Genomic DNA, 22,850 nt, shown 5'->3' with positions numbered 1-22,850 from the left:
TCGATGGAAGCTGGACAACACATGGACAGCTGCCGCCGCAAACGCAAGGGCAGATTTCAAAATGCCACACGGATTGCGACCTTTGCGAGTCTCGCGGAACACTCGAATTCACGATTCGGAACAGCGTGAGAACGAATCAGCGACGAATCGCTGACTCCCGCTGATTCAGCTTTTGTTCACGGCTAAGTATTGATTTTGAATCACTTTTTCCCACTAGATGCTGAATCGTGAGACTCTCTCTTGTTCGCATTTTCGCTGTCGTGGGTGACGATTCCCGCGCCGATTTTGAACAGGCAAAAATCCGCCCGAAATTAACCTCTCGACCAAAGCCTGAACGAATCGGAGACGAATCGTTCACACCATCGTTTTCGCCTTTTGTTCACGGCCACATCTGGTAGCGGTCTCAGGTCTGGGCACTAGATGCATATCGGCGGAGATCCTTTCGCGCCGCCTCGTCGCATCGGCATTAATCTTTCAGGAGCCGGATTCAGACGGCGTTAAGTCAAGGCGGCAATATCGGGTTCCGATCAAATACGGAACGAATCGCCGACGAATCGGCGACATCGCGACCTTCCCGCTTTGTTCACCGCAACATATTGTATTTATATGTCTTTTTAACCATAGCAGCAATTTCCGGAAATAACGGAACTTAGAGCGTGATCAGGCGCCGTCACATTTCCGGCGCTTAACCGGGAACAAAAATCGCCAATGTGTGTTTCTCGTCCATCCAAATTGCGGATGAAATGAAGGAAACACACCATGCTTGGCACGATACTTCTTATTATCCTCATTCTGCTCTTGATCGGAGCCTTGCCGAATTGGGGTTATAGCCGTGGCTGGGGCTATGGACCTTCCGGCGGTTTGGGGCTAGTTCTCGTGATTATCATTATCCTTGTACTAATGGGCCGCATCTAAAGCCCAACTAACCTGGGGAGTTACGACATGATGAAGAAGATTGTTCTTATTGGTGCCCTCGTCGGCGCCTTGGCATCCTGCACAGCGACCGAGCAAGGTACGGCGATCGGCGCCGGCACCGGTGCGGTTATCGGCGGTGCCGTCACCAACAGCTGGGGTGGTGCCGCCGTCGGCGCCGTTGCCGGCGGTCTGACCGGCGCTCTGATCGGCCAGTCGGTCGAACGCCGCGGCTACTGCGTCTATCGCGACCGCTACGGCCGCCGCTATGAGGCCCGTTGCCGCTACTGATCGGCAAGCATATCGGACTCCCGACGGGCGCCTTGGCGCCCGTTTTTCTTTTGGCCTGCTGCATCCGTCAACGTGACGTTGACAATCGGTTGCGAAAGTCAAATCTACCGCCGCCCAACTGCCAGACACATATTTCCTTCACGAGCGCAACGGACAGGCAAAGCCGCCCGGCGCAGCTGAAAGGAACGCCTCCAATGACCCAGATTTTGCTTAATTCTCTCGTCGCTGCTCTGATTACATCGGCTTTCCTGACGACCGCGATATCAGCCCTTAGCGGCGAAAATCGCTCGCTGCGCAAAGTGCCGGCCAGAGCTCGGCCACAGCGACGTCCGAACACAGACCGCCGCTCTTGATCTTCCCGAAAACGCACCACTACACCGGCCACAAACCGGCATCACGAGAGACGTTCAAAAACAGCGATAGCGCGTCCTGCCGGACGCGCTATCGTTTTGAATCTAATCTCTACTGTCGACTCGAAGACAGAAATGCCTAGGCGAAAAACTGTCCACCATTGGCCGTCAGCGTCGAACCGGTGATGAAGCCGGCATCGTCGGAGACGAGGAAGGTGACGCAGCGCGCGATCTCTTCCGGTTCGCCGAGACGGCCGACCGGGATCTGCGGAATGATGCGTTCGTTCAGCACCTTCTCCGGCACGGCAAGCACCATTTCAGTTCCGATGTAACCGGGGCAAATGGCGTTGACGGTGATGTTCTTGTTCGCCCCTTCCTGGGCCAGCGCCTTGGTGAAGCCGAGATCGCCCGCCTTGGCCGCCGAATAGTTCACCTGGCCCATCTGGCCCTTCTGCCCGTTGATCGACGAGATATTGACGATACGGCCGAAGCTGCGGTCACGCATGCCGGTCCAGACCTGATGCGTCATGTTGAACAGGCCGGTGAGGTTGGTATTGATCACCTCGTGCCACTGCTGCTGCGTCATCTTGTGGAACATCGCGTCGCGGGTGATGCCGGCATTGTTGACGAGGATTTCGACCGGGCCGATCTCGCTTTCGACCTTGGCAATTCCTTCGCCGCAGGCGAGGTAATCCGAAACATCCCATTTGAACACCGGAACGCCGGTAACGTCGTGGAAGGCTTTGGCCTTCTCGTCGTTGCCGGCATAGCTAGCGGCGACCCTGTATCCGGCATTTTTCAGTGCCATGGATATTGCCGCGCCGATGCCGCGTGTACCCCCGGTGACCAAAGCCACTCTGCTCATGTTCCGCTCCCCTTTTGTTTTTTGCCCCGCCACTTGGCGGGATCTTCAATCAAATATGGATCGTAGGCTATTTAAAGCGCTTCAAAGCACATGGCCACACCCATGCCGCCGCCGATGCAAAGCGTGGCGAGACCCTTCTTCGCGCCGCGGCGCTTCATTTCGAACAGCAGCGTGTTGAGAACGCGCGCGCCGGAGGCGCCGATCGGATGGCCGATCGCGATCGCTCCGCCATTGACGTTGACGATCGACGGATCCCATCCGAGATCTTTGGTGACGGCGCAGGCTTGCGCCGCGAAGGCCTCGTTGGCTTCGACGAGATCGAGATCGTTGACCGACCAGCCGGCCTTCTCGAGCGCCTTGCGCGAAGCCGGGATCGGTCCGGTGCCCATGATCTGCGGATCGACACCCGCCGTTGCCCAGGATACGATGCGGGCGAGCGGCTGGATGCCGCGCCGGACCGCCTCAGCTTCGCTCATCAGCACGGCCGCCGCGGCACCGTCGTTGAGGCCGGACGCGTTCGCGGCCGTGACCGTGCCGTCCTTGTCGAAGGCCGGGCGCAGCTTCCCCATCGCCTCTATCGTCGCGCCGTGACGGATATATTCGTCGGCATCGACCGTAACGTCGCCCTTACGTGTCTTGATGACGTAGGGGATGATCTCGTCGGTAAAGCGGCCGGCCTTCTGCGCCGCCTCCGCCTTGTTCTGAGAGCTGACCGCGAACTGATCCTGGTCGTCGCGCGAAAGCTGCCACTGGCGCGCAATATTCTCGGCGGTGATGCCCATGTGGTAGCCATGGAAGGCGTCAGTCAAGCCGTCCTTGATCATCGTGTCGATCATCTTCATGTCGCCCATCTTGACGCCACCGCGTAAGTGCGCGGCATGCGGCGCCATCGACATGGATTCCTGGCCGCCGGCAACGATGATCTTGGCATCGCCGGTGGCGATCTGCTGCATGCCGAGCGCGACCGCGCGCAGGCCCGAGCCGCAGAGCTGGTTGACGCCCCAGGCCGTCGCTTCCTGCGGAATGCCGGCCTTCATCGCCGCCTGACGGGCCGGGTTCTGGCCCTCGCCGGCGGCAAGCACCTGGCCGAGGATCACCTCGTCCACCTCGCCGGCATCGACGCCGGCGCGCTCGAGCGCGCCCTTGATGACGGCCGCCCCGAGCTCATGCGCGAGAACCGTCGCGAAAGCACCGTTGAAGGCGCCGACTGCTGTTCGCCCTGCGCTGGCGATGACGATGGATGGATTGCTCATGGGGACGCTCCTCGTTTTCGTCTCACTTACATAAGTGGAAACTGGCAAAGCTTGGAGCACAAGTCAAACGCGAAGACCGGCTGCGGCCATTTTTCGGCAGCAGCCCGCCGGAGCCCGATTCATCTGCTCCGTGAAAGGTTTGCCGCATCGCACAAAGAGATTGTCACCGGGCTTCTTTTGCGTTTACAGTCCCAAATGGAGGAATATCCATAAATCAGACGGGGGTTCAGGAGACTGATATGGCGAAGCATGAGGGTCAGATCGTTATCAAGAAATACGCCAATCGACGCCTATACAACACGGGCACCAGCACCTACGTGACGCTGGAAGACCTGGCGGAGATGGTGAAGAAGGGCGAAGAATTTACCGTACAGGATGCAAAAAGCGGAGATGACATCACCCATTCGGTGCTGACCCAGATCATCTTCGAACAGGAATCGAAGACCGGCAATACGTTGCTCCCGATCTCCTTCCTGCGCCAGCTCATCACCTATTACGGCGACCAGATGCAGATGGTCGTGCCGAGCTTTCTCGAACATTCGATGCGCTCCTTTACCGAACAGCAGGCTCAAATGCGCGAGCAGGTGAACCGCGCCTTCGGCGAAACGCCGCTCGGCAAGAACCTGCAGTTGCCGATGCAGATGGTCGAGGACCATGTTCGCCGTAACACCGAGCTGTTTCAGCAGGCGATGCAGATGTTCTCGCCCTTCATGACGCCGCCCGCCAAGGAAAGCCGCAAGGCCGAGGCCAAGGATATCGACGAGCTGAAGGAACAGCTCCGCGCCCTTCAAAACAAGCTCGACAACCTATAGTCCGATCGAGACATCCCGCCCGGCGCTCCGGATCGACACGGCAAAACCGCCGATGACATCGATCAGAGCGATCGTCATCAAAATGAAGAAGACCTGCGTCGCGGCATCCCGGACGAGCAGAAACTCGACCAGGAAGGCGATGAACACCAGCATCGACAGCATGTGGTTGACGAGATTGCCGGGACCGGTTCTGGTCGCTTTGAGGATTTCGAAGAACAGCACGACAAGGGCGATGACGATGAAAAGATCGCCGAGCGCCATACTCCAGATCGCGCCCGAGATCATCGACAGCACGATGATATCATGTTGCAGTGCCGGAATGCCGCCATCGCCCATCAGGCCTAGCATCGCAAGATTGTAAAGAATAAACGGGATAATCATTAGGGGCATGGCGGCTATCATCGGCAATCTCCCATCGCATCATGGAAGAATACTGCCGCAAACCCTTGCCCCACCGCAAGTCATTGCAAATATTATATTGTCGAAATGCAAAAGGCCGGCATGACGCCGGCCTTGAAACTTCGATCGGACAAGCCGAATCGGGAAATTATGCGCTTTCCTTCGGCGTCAGAACCTGGCGGCCGCGATACATACCGGTCTTCAGGTCGATATGATGCGGGCGGCGCAGTTCGCCGGAGTTCTTGTCTTCGACATAGGTCGGAGCCTTCAGGGCGTCTGCCGAACGGCGCATACCGCGCTTGGACGGGCTTGTTTTTCTCTTCGGTACAGCCATTTCTCTTACTCCACTTGCGGGCAAAACATTCCCACGGCCACACCGGCGGCCGAAACGGACATGTCGCGATTTCGGAATTTGGCGCGCTTATACATGCAAGGGGTGACCTTGACCAGTCCCCATGCGTATTTTTTGCAAAGCCGATGATTCCAGGCTCAGACTTCGTCTTCCGGCACGATCCACGGCTCGGCGCGGGCCGCCTCTTCCCATTTCCGCCAGGCCGGATGCGCCTTCATGGCCTGCATATAGGCCAGCGTATCGTTTCGGCCGACGAGGTCATAAATGTCGAACCGGTTGACGACAGGCGCAAACATCGCATCCGCCCCGCTGAACGCGCCAAACAGAAACGGTCCGCCGGATTGCTGCAGGAGGTCGCGCCAGATCGTCTCGATGCGGCTGATATCGGCGTCGACACCATCCGGCAACGCGATCCTGCCCTTCGGCCGGCGAATATTCATCGGGCAGGCACTGCGCAGCGCCCGGAAGCTCGACAGCATTTCCATCGAAACCGAACGGGCGAGCGCCCGCTCGGCCCGATCCCTCGGCAGAAGGCCGGCGTCCGGATAAAGCTCGGCGACATATTCGATGATCGCCAGCGATTCCCAGATCTTCAATTCTCCGTGCTTGAGAAGCGGCACCCTCCCGGTCGGCGAAATCGCCTTGATCTCGGGATTGCCACCAGCATAGTCGAAGGGGATCAGCACCTCCTCGAAATCGACGCCGGCGCCCGTCAGCGCCATCCACGGCCGAAACGACCAGGAGGAGTAGTTCTTGTTGGCGATGTAGAGCGTCGGTCTGTCCATGGGCCTCTCCCGTTCAGGCTTCGAAATCGAAGATCAGCAATTCGTGAAGATGGTTCATGTCCTTGAGCACGCAAAATACCGGCGGGGCAAGCTCGAAAACAGAGCGCCTCGATGACGCTTGCCGCTTCTCATGATGCCGAAAACTGTGAGCGGTTTTCGGGCATCATCATGCTCTAATGACAAGTTCTGGTCTCAATCATAGATGCACTTGATGTAATCGCCCGAACCTTGTGCGCGTCTCTCGATCACGCCGGCGAGCCGGCGAAGACCTCGTCCGGGCTTGCCGGCATTGCGGTCGATGGGGTTCGGCAGCGAGACGGCAAGCAGCGATGCCTGGCGCCGCGTCAGCTTCGAGGCCGGCACCTTGAAATGGTGTTGGGCCGCCGCCTCGATGCCGTAGATGCCGGGACCCCATTCGGCGATATTGAGATAGATTTCCATCAGCCGCCGTTTCGACAGGACGAAATCCGTGGTCACCGCGAGCGGAAGTTCCAGCGCCTTGCGCACGAAGGAGCGGCCGTTCCAGAGGAAGAGGTTTTTCGCCGTCTGCATCGGGATCGTGCTGCCGCCACGCGTCGCCTGACCTTTCAGCGTATCCTCGACCAGCATGCGCATTTCCGCCCAGTCGACGCCGCCGTGAAAGCAATATTGCCCGTCCTCCGACATCATCACCGACTGCACCACGACCGGGGCGATCTTATCAAGCGACACCCATTGCCTGTCGTAACCACGCAGCAGCACGAGATCGCGCAGCATCAGTGTCGAGACGGGGTGAATGAAGGGCAGCAGATAGAAAAAGATCAGCGCATAGGGAAGGATCAGCACGATCAGCACGGTAAGAACAATGCGTTTCAACATACGCCTGTCTTCGAACCATCGCCGACGAGCCGGCATGTCGACGCTGTCCTCTCTCTCCGGCGCTATATCCAATGTCCCCAGTCCGATTTCGCTCCTGTGGTTCTCATAACGCCTGTGTGGAGCTTATGCCAGAGTGCGCGGCGAATCTTGCTGTCGCCATCGACAATTCCGTTGCAAGCCCGGGGGCGCTCATGCCAAACAGCGCCCATGGACGCGAACCCGGACACTTTCGAGACGAGGCTGAAGAACAACGCCCGCGACATCGAGGCGCTGCTCGACGCATTGCTGTCGCCGAGTGCCCTTTCCGATGAAATCGCCAGGCCCGAGACGCTGCGCGATGCCATGCACTATGCCGTGCTGAACGGCGGCAAGCGGCTGCGCCCGTTTCTGGTCGTCGAAAGTGCCGCCCTTCTCGGCGGCGACGCCGAGGCGGCCCTTCGTGTTGGCGCAGCCCTCGAATGCGTCCACTGCTATTCCCTCGTGCATGACGACCTGCCGGCCATGGACGATGACGACCTACGCCGGGGCAAGCCGACAGTACACATCAAGTTCGACGAAGCGACGGCGATCCTCGCCGGCGACAGCCTGCTGACCTATGCCTTCGACATCATCGCCGCGCCGGAAACGGCCCTTGCCGATACGAGCAAGGCGTCGCTGGTGCTGGCCCTTGCCCGCGCAGCCGGTCTCGGCGGCATGGCCGGCGGCCAGGCGCTTGATCTCGCGGCGGAAAAGCAGGCGCCCGACGAGGTCGGCATCATCCGCCTGCAAGCGATGAAAACAGGCGCGCTGATCCGCTTCGCCTGCGAAGCCGGCGCCGTCATCTCGGCAAGCCCGCCGGACGATCGCCGCCGCCTGCGCGCCTTCGGCGAAAAGATCGGTCTTGCTTTCCAGCTTGCCGACGACATTCTCGACCAGACTTCGGATGCAGCGACCATGGGCAAGGCGACCGGCAAGGATGCGGCTCGCGGCAAGGGAACACTCGTCGCCCTGCGCGGCATGGAATGGGCCGAGACCCAGCTCCGTGAGCACGTCCGCGATGCCGAGGCGCTGCTTGCCCCTTACGGCGCCCGTGCCTCGACCCTCATTGCTGCAGCGCATTTCATCGCCGACCGGAAGAGCTGAAGCGGCAGGTCAGGCCGCCAGTATCTCCTTGAGAGCGGATACCAGACGGGCACACTCCTCATCCGTGCCGATGCTGATCCGCAGGAAGTCCGAAATACGCGGCTTGGCAAAATGCCGGACGAGAATGCCGCGCTCCCGCAGAGCGGCTTGAAATGCTGCGCCCGAATGGCTTTGGTGCCTTGCGAAAACGAAATTCGCCTGGGACGGCAGAACCTCAAAATCCAGCGCTTCGAGTTCCCTAACAAGGCTTTCGCGGCTGGCGATGATGTTCCTCCGGCCTGTCTCGAACCACGCCTCGTCCTTGATCGCCGCCGTCGCGGCAAGCTGCGCCAGACGATCAAGTGGATAGGAATTGAAGCTGTCCTTGACCCGCTCCAGCGCCTCGATCAGCGTCCGCTGCCCCAGCGCGAAGCCGATGCGCAGACCGGCAAGCGAACGGGACTTCGACAGGGTCTGGATCACCAGCAGGTTGGAATGCATGGATATCAGCGGGATGGCGCTCTCGCCGCCGAAATCGATATAGGCCTCGTCTATGACGACGACCGCATCCGGATGGGCGGTAAGAAGTGCCTCGATGCCGGTGAGCGGCAGGCCGATGCCGGTCGGCGCATTCGGATTGGGGATGATGATCGCGCCACAGGGCCTGTCGTAATCGGCCAGGCGGATCCGGAACCCATCGTCAACAGGCACTTCGATCGCTTCGACGCCGTATAGCAGGCTATAGGTCGAATAGAAGGCGTAGGTCACATCGGGATAGAGAAGCGGCCGCTCATGTTTCAGCAGCGCCTGGAACGCATGCGCAAGAACCTCGTCGGAGCCATTGCCGACGAATACTTCCTCCGCCGTCAGGCCGAAACGAACCGCGATCGTCTCGCGCAATTCCGTGGCAGTGGGATCGGGATAGAGCCGTAGACGATCGTCCGCCGCCTCCCGGATTGCCTCGATCGCCCTAGGAGACGGCCCGTAAGGATTTTCGTTGGTATTGAGCTTGACCATGTTCGCGGTACGGGGCTGCTCGCCCGCGACATAGGGCCGAAGCTTGCTGACGATTGGCGACCAGTACTGGCTCATCCGAAGATGCGGGCGGTCATTCCGCCGCCGTCCGCTGGCCGAAACGCTTCTCGATATAGTCGACGACAAGCGCCTCGAAATCGGCGGCAATATTGGGACCGCGCAGCGTCAACGCCTTTCGGCCGTCGATGAAGACGGGGGCGGCCGGCGTTTCACCAGTGCCCGGAAGCGAAATGCCGATATCGGCATGTTTGCTTTCGCCCGGCCCGTTGACGATGCAGCCCATGACGGCGACGTTCAGCGCCTCGACGCCGGGATATTTTTCACGCCACACCGGCATGTTTTTGCGGATGTCGTTCTGGATATTTTGGGCAAGTTCCTGGAACACGGTCGACGTCGTGCGTCCGCAGCCCGGACAGGCAGCAACCACGGGTATGAACTGGCGGAAGCCCATGACCTGCAGGATTTCCTGCGCCACCTGCACTTCGCGCGTGCGGTCGCCGTTCGGCTCGGGCGTCAGCGACACGCGGATCGTATCGCCGATGCCGTGCTGCAGCACGAAGCCCATCGCCGCCGACGAGGCGACGATGCCCTTGGTGCCCATGCCGGCTTCGGTCAGGCCGAGATGCAGCGCATGATTGGAGCGTTCGGCGAGCATGGAATTGACGGCGATCAGGTCCTGAACCTGGCTGACTTTGGCCGACAGGATGATGCGGTTGCGCGGCAGGCCGATCTCTTCGGCAAGGGCTGCCGACAGCAGCGCCGACTGCACGATCGCCTCGCGCGTCACCTGCCGGGCCGAAAGCGGCGACCCAGCCTCGGCGTTCCGATCCATCAGCGCCGTCAGCAGATCCTGATCGAGCGAGCCCCAATTGACGCCGATGCGCACCGGCTTGTCATAGCGGATCGCCATCTCGATGATCTCGGCGAACTGCTTGTCCTTCTTGTCCTTGAAGCCGACATTGCCGGGGTTGATGCGGTATTTCGCCAGCGCTTCGGCACAATCCGGATGATCGGCGAGCAGCTTATGGCCGATATAATGGAAGTCGCCGATCAAGGGCACGTCCATGCCGAGGCGCAGAAGCCGCTCGCGGATCTTCGGCACGGCGGCCGCACTCTCGTCGCGGTCGACGGTAATGCGCACCAGCTCCGAACCCGCCCGGTGGAGAGCGGCGACCTGGGCGACGGTGGAATCGATATCGGCCGTGTCGGTATTCGTCATGGATTGCACGACGACCGGCGCCCCGCCGCCGACGATGACGCCGCCGACATCGACGGCAACGGAAGCGCGGCGCGGTTTCGGATCAAAATCGGCGGCTGACAACATGGAGAGTTCTTGCACCCCTAAAAACAGTGCTTTTCAGGTGGATCAAGGCCGGCTGCTTGTCAACCGCCCCTGATATCACTTTTGTCGGGAGGCGGCTCAGTAACCGCCCCCGGAGGTCTCATCGGCATAATGGGCAAGGTTGGACAGCAGCAGAACGACGATCAGCAGCACCGGCAGCGCCATGAAAACGACGGCAAAGCCGATATGCTCGGCGACGAAGCCGATCAACGATGGCGCAACCAGCATGCCGGAATAGCCCATGGTCGTGACCACCGAGATGGCGATGCCGGGCTTGAGGCCGGGTATGTTGCCCGCCGCCGAGAAGGCGATCGGCACCATGTTGGAAATGCCGATACCGCAAAAGGCAAAGCCCAGGATGGCAATCTCGGCATTGGGTGCCAAGCCTGCAAGCAGCATGCCGACAATGGCAAACAAAGTGCAGATCCGCAGCGTCTTGACGCCCCCCAGACGGTCACGCACCAGGTCGCCGCCAAAGCGCATGATTGCCATGGTGGCCGAAAAGGCTGCGAAACCAAGACCGGAAAGCGCGACGGACGCATCCATTTCCTGCCGAAGATAGAGGGCGCCCCAGTCGAGAACAGCACCTTCCGGCACCATGCTGAACAGCGCCATCAATCCGAGCAGCCATGGCAGCGGCACCATCGGCAGCTTCGTCTTTTCCTTCTTGGTGTCGGGATGCGGCGGATCCGCAAGGATCATCGGCCAGGCGACGGCAAGGAAGATCGCCGCCAGCACCGTCGACAGTTGCGCATGGCCGAGAATGCCGAGCTTGGAGATCACGATGCCGCCGAGACCGGAGCCGATCAGTCCGCCAAGGCTCCAGAAAGCGTGGCAGGACGACATGATGGCGCGGCGCATGGATTTCTCGACCGAGACCGCATTGGCATTCATCGCCACATCCATTGCGCCGATGAAGCCGCCGAACAGGAAGAGCGAAATTGCCCCGGTGATCACATTTGGCGCGAGCGTCAATGCCAGCAGCAACGGCAGCAGACAGACGGCCAGGACTTGAACGACGATACGCGAGCCGTGTTTGGCGATCTGCGCGCCGGTGATCGGCATCATGACCAGCGAACCGACGCCGAAGACCAGGATCATCAGTCCAAGCTCGAACTTGGTCAGCGCCAGACGCTCGGCAAAATCCGGAATCTTCGGCGCCCAGCAGCCGACGACAAAACCATTCATAAGAAAGAGCAGGGAAACCGCCGCCCTGCTTCTGGTAATGAAGCCGCTCCGGACTCCCGGCGTACTCACATGACTATCCATTTTTTGGTCTTTCTCATTGCCGGGCTTTCACCCGCCCGATTTCCCTAAACTCTACGACGTCGCCTCAGTTCGTTTTCTCGGCGAGAACAGTTCTGCATCCGCGCTCGCGGTAACGGGCGAGAATGGCCGGATCGGCATCGTGCTCGACGACCAGGCATTCGCAATGGGCAACCGGCAGGATGCTATGGGGGGCCGCGGTGCCGAATTTCTCCGAGGTTGCAGCCACCAACACTTTTCTGCTCCTGGACGCCGCAAAGCGCTTGAACTCTGCATCCTCGAAGCCGAACACCGTGATGCCGGCCTCGAGATCGACACCGCAGGCGCCAAGAATGCAGAGATCGGGCGAAATCTGCTCCATATCCCGCAAGGCCTTGGCGCCGAGCGAACCGCCCGTCTGCCGGTCGACCATCCCGCCGATCAGGATGACGTTGACGCCAGGCTTGTCGATCAGCGCTGCGGCAATCGCCGGCGCATTCGTTGCAGCCGTCAGCGCAAGCTCGGCCGGTAATGCGTTGGCAATCGCCAGATTGGTGCTGCCGGCATCGAAAAACACGGTCGAACCAGCGGCAATCTGCTTTGCCGCAGCGCGCGCCAGCGCCTGTTTCCGGTCAGCGGCAAAGCCGATGCGTTGGGTCATGCTTCCGTGCGCCGGCGAGACCGGCAATGCACCACCATAAACCCGCTCGCAGAGCCCTGCCGCCGCCATTTCGCGCAGATCCCGCCGCACCGTGTCCTCGGAGACACCGAATTCGAGCGCCAGCTCCGTCGCCAGCACGCGGCCATTCAGCCGCAGCCTCTCGGAAATCACGCCTTGGCGTTCTCGCAACAGAAAATCCTGCATGTTCCCACCGGATCGGGATCTTATAAACAGGAAACGTGCATAACCGCTTATGACCATGCAGGCAATATGCACGGTCACACGTTTTCTGACGTTTCGAAACAAAGCTCCATCGCCAGAGCCAAATATGCCCTGTTGACCGATCCGAGAGCCGGGAACATCGATTAGACACTCCCGATTCCCGCCGGCATATCCGCCACCTGGTGCGTTCTCCCCGTGAAAAGCTCCGTCAGCCTGGGCATCCTGCTCACGACCCTCGCCTATATGGCGTTCACCTTCCATGACGCGATCATCAAGGTCCTGGCTTCAACCATTCCAGTCTGGCAGACCTGTCTTTCCGTAGTCTGACGATCCTCGTCGGTTGTCTCGCCTATGGGCGCGGCAAGCTCGTCCAAACGGACGCTTGAGAAAAATATTTGCAGTTGCTGCTTTTATTCGCAGTTTTCTACGCTTCCGGCGCCCTAGTTTTCTGCAAAGTATCCTCACCCGATGACAACCTCCCAAGGATGGATAGAAACAATGAACTGGTTGAAAACCGTCGCTGCCGCTGCCCTCATTCAGGCTGCGGCCTTGCTGCCTGCCCATGCCGGTGAAAACCTCGCCGCCATCAAATCGGCCGGCGTCTTCAAGATCGGCACCGAAGGCACCTATGCGCCCTTCACCTATCATGACGAAAGCGGCAAGCTTGTCGGCTTCGATGTCGAGATCGGCGAAGCGATCGCCGCCAAGCTCGGCGTCAAGGCCGAGTTCGTCGAAGGCAAGTGGGATGGCCTGATCGCCGGCCTCGATGCCAAACGCTACGATACCGTCATCAACCAGGTCGGCATCACCGAAACCCGCAAGCAGAAATACGATTTCTCCGAGCCCTATATCGCCTCCAAGGCCGTGCTGATCGCCCGCGACGGCGACGACAGCATCAAGTCCTTCGCCGATCTGAAGGGCAAGAAGGCCGCCCAGTCGCTGACCAGCAACTTCGGCAAGCTCGCAACTGAAGCCGGTGCCGAACTCGTCGGCACCGACGGTTTCGATCAATCGATCCAGTTGGTATTGACCAAGCGCGCCGACGCCACGATCAACGACAGCCTCTCCTTCCTCGATTTCAAGAAACACAAGCCGGATGCGCCGGTGAAGATCGTCGCCGAGCAGGAAAATGCCGATTATTCCGGCATCATCATCCGCAAGAACGAGCCGGAGCTTCTCGCCGAAATCAACAAGGCGCTTGCCGACATCAAGGCCGACGGCACCTACAAGAAGATCGCCGACAAATATTTCGGCCAGGACGTTTCCAAGTAAACTCCACTCAGGAAAAAGTCCCCTCCCCACAAGGGGGAGAGGCTTAGCCGGCGGATCGCTTCATCTCCAAATAATCGTTTCGGCCTGCCGCTCGGTCGCTATTTCTTGCGAGGCGGCACCTGGATAAGTCCCTCCCCCTTGTGGGGAGGGGTTGGGGAGGGGTATTTCGAGTATCACGACCCAACCGATGAGAGGGAACGCCCTTGCCGCACTGGCTCCAACTGATGGCGGAATCGCTACCCTCCCTCCTCTGGGCGGGGTTGATCTTCACCATACCACTGACCCTGCTATCCTTCGCCTTCGGCCTGACGCTCGGGCTCGCCACCGCGATCGCCCGGCTCTTCGGGCCGATGCCGCTGTCGGCCGTCGCGCGCTTCTATGTCTGGGTCATTCGCGGCACGCCGTTGCTCGTGCAGCTCTTCGTGATCTTCTACGGCCTGCCGAGCCTCGGCATCTTGCTCGATGCCTTTCCGGCCGCCCTCATCGGCTTCACGCTGAATATCGGCGCCTATAGCTCCGAGATCATCCGCGCCGTCATTTCCTCGGTACCGAAGGGCCAGTGGGAAGCCGCCTATTCGATCGGCATGAGCTGGCGCCAGGCGATGAGCCGCACCATCCTGCCGCAGGCCGCCCGTGTCGCCGTGCCACCTTTGTCGAACACCTTCATCTCGCTGGTCAAAGACACCTCGCTTGCCGCCGCCATCACCGTGCCCGAGCTGTTCCAGGCCGCACAGCGCATCGTCGCCACCACCTATGAGCCGTTGATCCTCTATATCGAGGCAGCGTTGATTTATCTCGTCCTGAGCTCCGTCCTCTCGCAGCTGCAGGTGCGGCTGGAACGCCGCTTCGCGCGTTATGGCGGCATGCTGGAGGCAAATGCATGATCGAGCTTTCCAACATCGAAAAGCGTTTCGGCGACGCCGTCATCCTCAAGGATATCAGCATCCGCATCCCCGAAGGCAGCGTCACCGCGCTGGTTGGGCCTTCGGGCGGCGGCAAGAGCACGCTGCTGCGCTGCATCAACCTGCTCGAAATTCCGACCGCCGGCTCCATCCGCCTCGGAGAGGAAACGCTGGCCTTTGCACCGGGCAAACGAACGAGCTGGCCGGCGATCCAGAAGATCCGCCGCCAGACCGGCATGGTTTTCCAGAACTTCCAGCTCTTTCCGCATCAGACCGCGATCGAGAATGTCATGGAAGGCCTGGTGACGGTGCTGAGATGGCCGAGGCCAAAAGCGCGCGAGCGTGCGATGGAATTGCTGACCAAGGTCGGCATGACCGACAAGGCCGATGCCTGGCCTTCGACATTATCGGGCGGCCAGCAGCAGCGCGTCGCGATCGCCCGCGCGCTGGCGCCCTCGCCACGCGTGCTTCTGTGCGACGAGCCGACATCCGCCCTCGATCCCGAGCTTTCGGCCGAAGTGGTCGATGTGCTGGGCAAGCTTGCCAGCGAAGGTACGACGATGGTGATGGCGACCCACGATCTCCGGCTCGCCTCGAAGATCGCCAATGACGTCGTTTTCCTGGAAGCCGGCAGCGTGGTGGAAACGGGCAGCGCCAGAGCAATCTTCAGCGCGCCCGAGCGCGAACGCACCAAACGTTTCATCTCGACGATCAACGCCGCCCATACTTACGATATCTGAGTGCCGGGATGCGAACATCCCGGCTGGCCGGAACTCCAATCAGGAGGCCGTGACGACGGCGCGCGCCGCCTTCAGCGCATTGCCCCACCAGGTGAGCTGGTCGAGCTGGTTCTTCGCCGCTTCGTTGAGATGCGCGTAGTCGCTGAGGCTCTTGCCTTCCTTGAGGACGCCGAGATATTCGCCAAGCGCGATATGCACGCCCGTTTTCACCGAAGCCGCCCCCATCTCCACGAAGATCAGCCGGAGATGCTCGACCGCACGTGCGCCGCCGACGCCGCCGTAACCGACGAAACCGACCGGCTTGTGGATGAACTCGCCGAGGTCGATGGCGTTCTTCAGAACCGCCGTCGGAGCGTGATTGTACTCGGCGACGGTGAAAATGAAGCCGTCGAATTCACGCAGCTTCTTTTTCCAGCGCTCTGCCGTCTCGCTTTCAGCGGTCGTCGCGCGCTGCTCGCCGAAAAAATGCATGGGGTAGTTGAGCAGGTCGAGAACCTCGACCTCGATGTCCTGCCGTTCGCCGGCGATAGCGGCAATCCACTTGGCCGGATGCTCGGCAAAACGGCCAATACGCGTGCTGCCGACGATGACGGCAATCTTCAACTTGCTCATGGAGATCATTTCCTGATGGGTCTTGGGGGCGGATAATGGGAGCGCAACTTTATGAGAAAGCCTCTGCGCCGGGCAAGGCGCGAAGGCTTCGAAAAATCAGCTTTTCGACAGGCCGATCGTACACAATCGAGTGAATGGAGCCCTCGCAAAGTCGGCTGATGCGCGCCTTTGCGCAGGATGGCAACCCTTCAGCCTGCGTAGACGACGAGCAGGTCCTTGGCGTCGATCTGGTCGCCGGCCCGCACCAGCACCTCGGAAATGGTGCCGTCCTTTTCCGCATGCAGCGCCGTTTCCATCTTCATCGCCTCGATCGAGACGAGCACGTCACCGGCATTGACGGCCTGGCCGGGCGAGACGAAGACACGGCTGATGACACCCGGCATCGGCGCGCCGACATGAACGGCATTGCCCGGTTCGGCCTTGCGGCGGACGGCGGCACCCGTCGCCCCATGGGCCCGGTCCGGCACCTTGATGCGGCGCGGCTGCCCGTTGAGCTCGAAGAAGATGGTCACCATGCCCTGGCTGTCGGTGGCGCTCATCGCCTGGTTGACGATGACGAGCGTCTTGCCGCGCTCGATATCGGCAAACAGTTCCTCGCCGTCCTTGAGACCGTAGAAATAGGCGGGCGTCGGCAGCACCGAGACCGGGCCGTAGGTATCGGAGGCGAGCGCGAAGTCGGTGAAGACCTTCGGATACATCAGGTAGGAAGCGAATTCGAAGTCGCTGATCTCGCGCTCGAGTTTCGTCTCGATGACTTTGCGCTCCGCATCGAGATCAGCCTCCTTGAGCAGCGAGCCGGGGCGCACGGTATAGGGCTTGTCGCCCTTCAGCGCCTTCTTCTGCAGTGCTTCGGGCCATCCCGACGGTGGCTGGCCGAGATCGCCCTTCAGCATCGAGACCACCGATTCCGGGAAGGAGACTTCCTTTTCGGGGCTGACGACGTCGGCGACCGTCAGGTCCTGGGACACCATCATCAGCGCCATGTCGCCGACGACCTTGGAAGACGGCGTCACCTTGACGATATCGCCGAACATCTGGTTGGCGTCGGCATAGGCCTGCGCCACCTGATGCCAGCGGGTCTCGAGCCCGAGCGAGCGGGCCTGTTCCTTGAGGTTGGTGAACTGACCACCAGGCATTTCGTGCAGATAGACTTCGGATGCCGGGCCCCTCAGATCGCTTTCGAAGGCGGCATATTGGTTCCGCGCCGCTTCCCAATAGAAAGAGATGCGGCGGATCCATTCCGGATCGAGGCCCGGATCACGCTCCGTGCCGCGCAGCGCCTCGACGATCGAGCCGAGACAGGGCTGCGAGGTATTGCCGGACAGCGCATCCATAGCGGCATCGACGGCATCGACGCCGGCATCGACGGCGGCAAGAACGGTCGCGGCCGCAATACCCGATGTATCATGCGTGTGGAAATGGATCGGCAGGCTGGTCGCCTCGCGTAGCGCCTTGAACAAAACCTTCGCAGCCGCAGGTTTGAGAAGGCCCGCCATATCCTTGAGCGCGATGATATGCGCCCCCGCCTTCTCGAGCTCGACCGCAAGGTCGGTGTAGTATTTCAGATCGTATTTCGGACGGGCCGAGTTCAGTATGTCGCCGGTATAGCAGATCGCCGCCTCGCAGAGCTTGTTCTCCTCGGCAATGGCATCCATCGAGACGCGCATGTTCTCGACCCAATTCAGGCAGTCGAAGACGCGGAAGAGATCGATGCCGCCCCTGGCCGCCTGGCGGACGAAATATTTGACGACATTATCGGGATAATTGGTGTAGCCCACGCCGTTGGCGCCGCGCAGCAGCATCTGCAGCAGAAGGTTCGGCGCGCCCTCGCGGATCAGCGCCAGGCGCTCCCACGGATCCTCGGTCAGAAAGCGCATGGAGACGTCAAAAGTCGCGCCGCCCCAGCATTCGAGCGACAAAAGGTTCGGCAGCGCATGCGCATAGGTGTCGGCAATGCGGGCGATGTCATAGGTGCGCATGCGGGTGGCAAGCAGCGACTGGTGGCCGTCGCGCATCGTCGTGTCGGTCAAAAGCACACGCTTTTCGTTGCGCATCCATTCGCCGAATTTCTTCGGGCCGAGCGTGTCGAGGAGTTGCTTCGTACCATCCTTGACCGCATTGCCGTTGGCGTAGGGAACCACCGGCTCGGCAGCGTTATCAAGCGGCCTCGGCCTGTCCTTGGCCTCGGGATGGCCATTGACGGTGACGTCGGCGAGATAGGTCAGCAGCTTCGTGGCGCGATCCTGGCGCTTCACCTGCTGGAACAGCTCCGGCGTCGTGTCGATGAAGCGCGTCGTGTAACTGTTGTCCCAGAACTTGGGATGGCCGATAATCGCTTCGAGGAAGGTCAGGTTGGTTGCCACGCCGCGAATGCGGAATTCGCGCAGCGCCCGGTCCATGCGGGCGATCGCTTCGGACGGATTGGGAGCCCATGCCGTGACCTTGACGAGAAGCGGATCATAAAAGCGGGTGATGATCGCACCCGAATAGGAGGTGCCGCCATCGAGGCGGATACCGAAACCGGACGCCGAGCGATAGGCGGTGATGCGGCCGTAATCCGGAATGAAATTATGCTCCGGATCTTCCGTGGTGATGCGGCACTGCAGCGCATGGCCATTGAGACGGATATCCTCCTGGCGCGGCACGCCTGATTCCGGCGTGCCGATCGCAAAGCCGTCGAGGATGTGGATCTGCGCCTTGACGATATCAATGCCGGTAACGACTTCGGTCACCGTATGCTCGACCTGAATGCGCGGATTGACCTCGATGAAGTAGAATTTACCGGTATCGGCATCCATCAGATATTCGACGGTGCCGGCACCGATATAATTGGTCGCGGCCGCGATCTTCAGCGAATAGGCGGCGAGTTCCTGGCGCTGCGCCTCCGAGAGATAGGGCGCCGGGGCGCGCTCGACGACCTTCTGGTTGCGGCGCTGGATCGAGCAGTCACGCTCGAAGAGATGCACGACATTGCCGTGCGTATCGCCGAGCACCTGGCTTTCGACGTGGCGGGCGCGCTCGACGAGCTTTTCCAGATAGACCTCGTCCTTGCCGAAGGCCGCCATCGCCTCGCGCTTGGCTTCCGTCACCTCGCGGGCGAGATCCTTTGGATCGCGGATCGCGCGCATGCCGCGCCCGCCGCCGCCCCAGGAGGCCTTCAGCATGACGGGGTAGCCGATCCCGTCCGCCATCTTCGCCACTTCGGCCATGTCCTCCGGCAACGGCCCGGTGGCCGGCACCACGGGAACGCCGACCGAGATCGCCAGGTTCCGCGCTGCGACCTTGTTGCCGAGCTGGCGCATCGTATCGGCCTTCGGGCCGATGAAGATGATGCCGGCCTTGTTGCAGGCATCGACGAATTCGGGGCTTTCCGACAGCAGGCCATAGCCGGGATGGATGGCATCGGCGCCGGAGAGTTTAGCAACGCGGATCACCTCCTCGATCGACAGATAGCTCTCGATCGGGCCCATCTCCTTGGAAAGATGCGGACCGCGGCCGACCTGGTAGCTCTCGTCCGCCTTGAAGCGGTGCAGCGCCAGCTTGTCCTCTTCCGCCCAGATCGCCACGGTTTTTATTCCAAGCTCGTTGGCCGCGCGGAACACGCGAATGGCAATTTCGGAGCGATTGGCAACGAGAATCTTGGAAATGGGCAAAACGGTCTCCTCAGACGTTCAGACGCGGGAATGCTGCACCCGCGAAGGAAATTCTTAACTTCTTGTCACAGAAAGTTCAATTTATCTTGCGACTGCGAAATGCAATTTTTCGACATGCTGAAGCAATTCCAGGAAAAGTGCGAAAGCGGCTTCCGTCCGGACTTGCGTAAAAAGTAAAAAGCAGAGCGGTTTCGCTTCGATGAGAAGCGGAATTGCTCTAACTTATCAGGCCATGACGGAAGGCAAGCGCTACCGCCTGCTGCCTGTTTTTCGCCTTCAGCTTGTCCTGCAAGCCGTTCATATACCAGTCGACGGTGTGGTTTGAGATCTTCAGCATCTTGCTGATCTCCATCGAAGTCATGCCTTCGGCGAGATAATGCAGGATTTCCATCTCGCGCCGCGTCAGCGGCGTGTCGGCCGGCAGCACGGTCTCCAGTGCCCGCGCCTCACCTTGCAGATCGAGCAACCGCCAGAAGGCCTTGCGCGCCACCGCCTCCAGCAATGCGATTTCCACCGGCGACAGCTCGATCGGCTTGCCGGCGAGGCTAAGGCTGGCGAGAATGCCGTTGCGTCCGTGGATGGGAAAGATGTAGCCATCCTCCAGTCCATGACCGAAGGCATCGACCATCATCTGCTCCATGCGGCGCTGATGTGCGTCCTTGTGGAAGGCCGCCATCGCCTCCCGCCAGCGGAAGGGCCGCTGCGCATGAGCGAGATAGCGCACCATCGGATCGATCAGCGCATATTTTTTTGCGGCATATATCTGCGGCCATTGCTCCGGCCAGCGGTCGGCAAGCGCCGCAGCCCAGGGCTCCGGATTCTGCTGCACCGGGCTCTGCGGGACATGGCGCAGCAGACCGTAATATTCGAAGCCGCAACCGCGGAGGATCTGCTGCATTTCGGTGATGACAGCTTCAGGGTTTGAGCATTCTTCCAGAATTACAAGCAATTGAATTAACGAATTAATTTTCACAAAAATGCCCCTTGCCCGGACCTGATGCCCGCATGAGGCCGTCGGCGGCTGGTCAAACTGGTCGCGAAACGGTCTTCAATAAATGCAGTCTGTAATTTAATGCTGCGCTAAACATTTCATAAAATGCAAGCGCAAATTGTCGCGAGATATAGCCGGACGGCAATTTCGGCGCCATGGCCATCTCCTAGCGCCCTGCAATAATACGATCGTATCAATCGTCACATCGGTCGAACCCTGAATACTCCGTTAATCGCCCGTTCAGGTAGCCTTTTGTAGCATCGCATCATCCCGTTTTCGCAGATGCACAAGAGGTTCGACGTGACGCTATTCAAGGTCTATGCAAGAGCTCTGCGCTATCTTGGCGCCTACAAGCTGCGCGTATCCCTGGTCGTTGTCGCAAACATTGTTCTTGCGACGATCACTATCGCGGAGCCGATCCTGTTCGGTCGTATCATCGATGCGATTTCGGGCAAGGGTGAGGTCAAGCCCATCCTCTTCATGTGGGCGACTTTCGCCGTCTTCAACACCATCGCCTTCGTTCTGGTGGCCCGCGAGGCCGACCGGCTGGCCCATGGCCGGCGGGCGACGCTGTTGACGGAAGCCTTCGGCCGCATCATTTCCATGCCGCTTGGCTGGCACCATCAGCGTGGCACCTCCAACGCGCTGCACACATTGCTGCGCGCCTGCGAGACGCTGTTCGGCCTCTGGCTGGAATTCATGCGCAACCACCTGTCGACGGTCATCGCGCTTGCCCTTCTGATACCGACCGCAATGTCGATGGACCTGCGCCTTTCCGCCGTGCTGATGGTGCTCGCCATCGCCTACTGGCTGATCGGCCGCGTCGTCATGAGCCGCACCAAGGACGGCCAGGCTTCGGTCGAGAACCATTATCATACCGTCTTCTCGCATGTCAGCGACTCGATCAGCAACGTTTCGGTCCTGCACAGCTATAACCGCATCGAGGCCGAAACCAGGGCGCTGAAATCCTTTGCCGACCGTCTGCTCGAAGCTCAGTATCCGGTGCTCGACTGGTGGGCGATCGCCAGCGCACTGAACCGCATGGCGTCGACCATCGCGATGATGGTGGTCCTGATCATCGGCACCATGCTCGTCCAGGCCGGCCAGTTGCGCGTCGGCGACGTCATCGCCTTCATCGGCTTTGCCAACCTGCTGATCGGCCGTCTCGACCTGATGCGCCAGTTCGCTACGCAGATTTTCGAGGCCCGTTCCAAACTCGAGGAATTCTATACGCTTGAAGACTCGGTGCGTGAACGTGAAGAGCCAGCCGGCAACGGAGAAATCAAGGACGTCAAGGGTGCGATCGAATTCCGCGACGTCTCCTTCGGCTTCGGCAACAGCTCACAGGGCCTGCACAATGTCTCCTTCTCGGTGAAGGCAGGCCAGACGGTCGCGATCGTCGGCCCGACCGGCGCCGGCAAGACGACGCTCGTCAACCTGCTGCAGCGTGTCTACGATGCCCAGGGCGGCAAGATCCTCGTCGATGGCACCGATATCACCAAGGTGACCCGCAAGTCGCTGCGTCGCCACATCGCCACTGTCTTCCAGGATGCGGGCCTGCTGAACCGTTCGATCAGCGACAATATCCGCCTTGGCCGCGAGGGCGCCAGTGAAGAGGAGATGCGCCGTGCGGCCGAAGCCGCCGCCGCTGCCGATTTCATCGAGACGCGTGAGGATCGCTACGATACGCATGTCGGTGAACGCGGCAACAAGCTCTCCGGCGGCGAGCGCCAGCGCATCGCGATCGCCCGCGCCATCCTCAAGGACGCGCCGATCCTGGTGCTCGACGAGGCGACCTCGGCGCTCGACGTCGAAACCGAAGCCCGCGTCAAGGCCGCGATCGACAATCTGCGTGAGAATCGCACCACCTTCATCATCGCCCACCGCCTGTCGACGGTCCGCGAAGCCGATATGGTGCTCTTCCTGGATGACGGCCGCGTCGTCGAACAGGGTAGCTTCGACGAACTCAGCCACAGCAACGGCCGCTTCGCCGCCCTGCTGCGCGCCAGCGGCATCCTGACGGACGAAGAGGTCCGCAAGTCCCACACCACCGAAGCCGCCTAATCGGTTCGGGTTTCAAGATAAAGGCCGGAAGGTAACTCCTTCCGGCCTTTTTGTTTGCTCCGATAGCGTCGTGCTGTGTGATACGCTCTTTGGTCTTTCGTGGGCTCTGCCAAAATACTTGGTCGTGCCGTGC

The 22,850-nt window shown here is 60.4% G+C and carries 21 protein-coding genes and 1 pseudogene; 8 read left to right on the top strand and 14 right to left on the bottom strand.

Translation table 11 applies throughout. The annotated features are described in order from the left end of the window. Positions 1–759: 759 nt before the first annotated feature. A complete protein-coding gene (locus tag RWJ89_RS18725) occupies positions 760–915 on the top strand; it encodes a DUF3309 family protein (RefSeq protein ID WP_017962528.1) in 156 nt (51 codons plus the stop codon). A 27-nt stretch (positions 916–942) separates the two neighbouring features. Continuing rightward, complete coding sequence (locus RWJ89_RS18720) at positions 943–1,203, top strand: YMGG-like glycine zipper-containing protein (RefSeq protein WP_003543792.1); 261 nt, start codon at positions 943–945, stop codon at positions 1,201–1,203. A gap of 489 nt (positions 1,204–1,692) precedes the next feature. On the opposite strand, the gene RWJ89_RS18715 is transcribed toward RWJ89_RS18720, so the two are convergent. Both RWJ89_RS18715 and RWJ89_RS18710 read right to left on the bottom strand, forming a co-directional pair. Continuing rightward, positions 1,693–2,418 carry a beta-ketoacyl-ACP reductase gene (locus tag RWJ89_RS18715; protein WP_168283285.1) on the bottom strand — a complete coding sequence of 242 codons (726 nt, stop codon included), beginning with the start codon at positions 2,416–2,418 and terminating at the stop codon, positions 1,693–1,695. Between the two features lie 71 nt (positions 2,419–2,489). Next, positions 2,490–3,671 carry an acetyl-CoA C-acetyltransferase gene (locus tag RWJ89_RS18710; RefSeq protein ID WP_017962531.1) on the bottom strand — a complete coding sequence of 394 codons (1,182 nt, stop codon included), beginning with the start codon at positions 3,669–3,671 and terminating at the stop codon, positions 2,490–2,492. A 239-nt stretch (positions 3,672–3,910) separates the two neighbouring features. Between RWJ89_RS18710 and phaR the strand changes: the two genes are divergently transcribed. After that, positions 3,911–4,483 carry a polyhydroxyalkanoate synthesis repressor PhaR gene (gene phaR, locus RWJ89_RS18705; RefSeq protein WP_017962532.1) on the top strand — a complete coding sequence of 191 codons (573 nt, stop codon included), beginning with the start codon at positions 3,911–3,913 and terminating at the stop codon, positions 4,481–4,483. On the opposite strand, the gene RWJ89_RS18700 is transcribed toward phaR, so the two are convergent. From RWJ89_RS18700 to mtgA, 5 genes and pseudogenes are all read right to left on the bottom strand, one after another. After that, the gene (locus RWJ89_RS18700; protein WP_003543801.1) at positions 4,478–4,885 is read right to left on the bottom strand and encodes a hypothetical protein; all 408 of its coding nucleotides are present in this window, start codon (positions 4,883–4,885) and stop codon (positions 4,478–4,480) included. The genes phaR and RWJ89_RS18700 overlap by 6 nt on opposite strands. A gap of 145 nt (positions 4,886–5,030) precedes the next feature. Further along, on the bottom strand, positions 5,031–5,216 hold the full coding sequence (rpmF, locus tag RWJ89_RS18695; RefSeq protein WP_003543812.1) for a 50S ribosomal protein L32: 186 nt from the start codon (positions 5,214–5,216) through the stop codon (positions 5,031–5,033). A gap of 155 nt (positions 5,217–5,371) precedes the next feature. Further along, entirely contained in the window at positions 5,372–6,019 is a 648-nt protein-coding gene (locus tag RWJ89_RS18690) for a glutathione S-transferase family protein (protein ID WP_168283284.1), read from the bottom strand. Between the two features lie 13 nt (positions 6,020–6,032). Beyond that, positions 6,033–6,128 (bottom strand): annotated as a pseudogene (locus RWJ89_RS18685) (DUF1868 domain-containing protein); the annotation flags it as partial. A gap of 83 nt (positions 6,129–6,211) precedes the next feature. Further along, positions 6,212–6,949: a monofunctional biosynthetic peptidoglycan transglycosylase gene (mtgA, locus tag RWJ89_RS18680; protein ID WP_168283283.1), complete on the bottom strand. Its 738-nt coding sequence runs from the start codon at positions 6,947–6,949 to the stop codon at positions 6,212–6,214. Between the two features lie 135 nt (positions 6,950–7,084). Here mtgA and RWJ89_RS18675 point away from each other — a divergent pair, with 135 nt between their 5' ends. Then, complete coding sequence (locus RWJ89_RS18675) at positions 7,085–7,999, top strand: polyprenyl synthetase family protein (protein ID WP_025396416.1); 915 nt, start codon at positions 7,085–7,087, stop codon at positions 7,997–7,999. 9 nt (positions 8,000–8,008) lie between these two features. On the opposite strand, the gene hisC is transcribed toward RWJ89_RS18675, so the two are convergent. The 4 genes from hisC to RWJ89_RS18655 form a co-directional block, all read right to left on the bottom strand. Beyond that, positions 8,009–9,070, bottom strand: coding sequence for a histidinol-phosphate transaminase (hisC, locus tag RWJ89_RS18670; RefSeq protein ID WP_316031244.1), 1,062 nt, complete (start codon positions 9,068–9,070; stop codon positions 8,009–8,011). Positions 9,071–9,086: 16 nt separating this feature from the next. Then, positions 9,087–10,337, bottom strand: a complete 1,251-nt coding sequence (gene ispG / locus RWJ89_RS18665; protein ID WP_017995512.1) for a flavodoxin-dependent (E)-4-hydroxy-3-methylbut-2-enyl-diphosphate synthase — start codon at positions 10,335–10,337, stop codon at positions 9,087–9,089. A 96-nt stretch (positions 10,338–10,433) separates the two neighbouring features. Continuing rightward, on the bottom strand, positions 10,434–11,624 hold the full coding sequence (locus tag RWJ89_RS18660; RefSeq protein ID WP_316031243.1) for an MFS transporter: 1,191 nt from the start codon (positions 11,622–11,624) through the stop codon (positions 10,434–10,436). A gap of 64 nt (positions 11,625–11,688) precedes the next feature. Beyond that, positions 11,689–12,465 carry a DeoR/GlpR family DNA-binding transcription regulator gene (locus RWJ89_RS18655; protein ID WP_168283280.1) on the bottom strand — a complete coding sequence of 259 codons (777 nt, stop codon included), beginning with the start codon at positions 12,463–12,465 and terminating at the stop codon, positions 11,689–11,691. 516 nt (positions 12,466–12,981) lie between these two features. On the opposite strand from RWJ89_RS18655, the gene RWJ89_RS18650 reads away from it, so the two are divergent. From RWJ89_RS18650 to RWJ89_RS18640, 3 genes are all read left to right on the top strand, one after another. Beyond that, positions 12,982–13,755 (top strand): amino acid ABC transporter substrate-binding protein, encoded by a 774-nt coding sequence (locus RWJ89_RS18650; RefSeq protein ID WP_011653981.1) that lies wholly within the window; start codon positions 12,982–12,984, stop codon positions 13,753–13,755. A gap of 203 nt (positions 13,756–13,958) precedes the next feature. Next, positions 13,959–14,639, top strand: a complete 681-nt coding sequence (locus RWJ89_RS18645; RefSeq protein WP_077977942.1) for an amino acid ABC transporter permease — start codon at positions 13,959–13,961, stop codon at positions 14,637–14,639. Further along, positions 14,636–15,397 (top strand): amino acid ABC transporter ATP-binding protein, encoded by a 762-nt coding sequence (locus RWJ89_RS18640; RefSeq protein WP_094087128.1) that lies wholly within the window; start codon positions 14,636–14,638, stop codon positions 15,395–15,397. Before RWJ89_RS18645 ends, RWJ89_RS18640 begins: the two co-directional genes overlap by 4 nt. A 39-nt stretch (positions 15,398–15,436) precedes the next feature. On the opposite strand, the gene RWJ89_RS18635 is transcribed toward RWJ89_RS18640, so the two are convergent. From RWJ89_RS18635 to RWJ89_RS18625, 3 genes are all read right to left on the bottom strand, one after another. Beyond that, on the bottom strand, positions 15,437–16,009 hold the full coding sequence (locus RWJ89_RS18635; protein ID WP_065281619.1) for an NADPH-dependent FMN reductase: 573 nt from the start codon (positions 16,007–16,009) through the stop codon (positions 15,437–15,439). Positions 16,010–16,197: 188 nt separating this feature from the next. Next, complete coding sequence (gene pyc / locus RWJ89_RS18630; RefSeq protein ID WP_316031242.1) at positions 16,198–19,662, bottom strand: pyruvate carboxylase; 3,465 nt, start codon at positions 19,660–19,662, stop codon at positions 16,198–16,200. A 217-nt stretch (positions 19,663–19,879) separates the two neighbouring features. Continuing rightward, on the bottom strand, positions 19,880–20,635 hold the full coding sequence (locus RWJ89_RS18625) for a helix-turn-helix transcriptional regulator (protein WP_316031241.1): 756 nt from the start codon (positions 20,633–20,635) through the stop codon (positions 19,880–19,882). A gap of 318 nt (positions 20,636–20,953) precedes the next feature. Here RWJ89_RS18625 and RWJ89_RS18620 point away from each other — a divergent pair, with 318 nt between their 5' ends. After that, a complete protein-coding gene (locus RWJ89_RS18620) occupies positions 20,954–22,717 on the top strand; it encodes a glucan ABC transporter ATP-binding protein/ permease (RefSeq protein WP_026265511.1) in 1,764 nt (587 codons plus the stop codon). Positions 22,718–22,850 lie beyond the last annotated feature (133 nt).

This window comes from Rhizobium sp. 10PS4, assembly GCF_032464805.1.
Lineage (GTDB): Bacteria > Pseudomonadota > Alphaproteobacteria > Rhizobiales > Rhizobiaceae > Rhizobium > Rhizobium laguerreae.
This window is presented reverse-complemented; position numbering and strand designations above follow the sequence as displayed.